The following is a 1,024-nucleotide window of genomic DNA, read 5'->3' as shown; positions in this document are numbered from 1 at the left end:
CACTAGCCTTGCACCAAACCTAACATGAGAAATATAGTTCTAATAATTTACTTTTTCTTGTATTTCTTGAACGATTAGTCTGGTAATTCATAAAAAAAATCTCCTAATGTTGAAGGATAGGCATGTTACCCAATCCCTCAGCAAAAGGAGAAAGACCATGGGTAATATACCAGATCAGACCGTCATTTGTAAATGCCTAAATTTGATTCAGCTCTCGGACGACGAATTCCCAATCTTTAATTATCGACGAAAGTTTACACTCGTGAGAGCGATCAAACTACTCATTGATGCCCAATTGAACAAACGCACGGACCTCGAAGATATCTGCAATGCGTTGCGTGCGGACGAACAACTGCAGCAGGCGATCAACCTGAAATCCATTAGTGCTTCCCAACTCGTACGTACGCTCAGAGCGTTGCCTTTACCGGTGTTGCAGCAGCTATGGATACAAGTGACACAGCGTTTGCAACAACTTTATCCGAAGCAGGGTATCCCCGGCATTGGGAAACTGAGTATTGTCGATTCAACTATACTTACACTCCCTAAAGTCGCTGGAAAATGGGCCTACTGCTCCAAAAAGAGCAACGGGGTGAAGATTCACACCAAACTTGTTGTGTGCGACCCAAGTACCGTCTATCCCGAAAACATTGTTTGTTCCACACGAGGTGTTGGCGACAAGGAAGTGGCGCTGGATTTGGTAATCGACGAAGATGCCATTCATGTTTTGGATCGCGGATACATCAACTATCGTCACTATAAGCAGTGGCTGGATCATAATCTCAGCTTCGTGGCGCGCATTCAGAAAAGCAGCAAGACAGCGATCATCTGCGAGCGTGAGGTTGATGAAACGACGCCTGTGTCGCGTGATGCTGACGTGATCGTGAGCTACAAAGATGAAGAAGGCCATGTAATAGAAGTCCAGCTCCGGTTAGTGGAGTATACCGATGATAAGAATCGTCAATACCGTGTGCTTACGAATGTCTGGGATAAGTCCGCGGATCAAATCTGCGAGATCTACCGGTGC

At 45.6% G+C, this 1,024-nt stretch carries 1 protein-coding gene; it reads left to right on the top strand.

Features of this window, described 5'->3' with window-relative positions; translation table 11 throughout:
- Positions 1-157: 157 nt before the first annotated feature.
- Positions 158-1,024, top strand: an 867-nt coding sequence (locus DQX05_RS30140; RefSeq protein ID WP_119796899.1) for an IS4 family transposase, incomplete at its 3' end; no start/stop codon positions are given.

This window comes from Paenibacillus thiaminolyticus, from assembly GCF_003591545.1.
Classification (GTDB): domain Bacteria; phylum Bacillota; class Bacilli; order Paenibacillales; family Paenibacillaceae; genus Paenibacillus_B; species Paenibacillus_B thiaminolyticus_A.
Note: the sequence above shows the minus strand (reverse complement) of the source record. Positions and strands in the feature narration are given on the sequence as shown.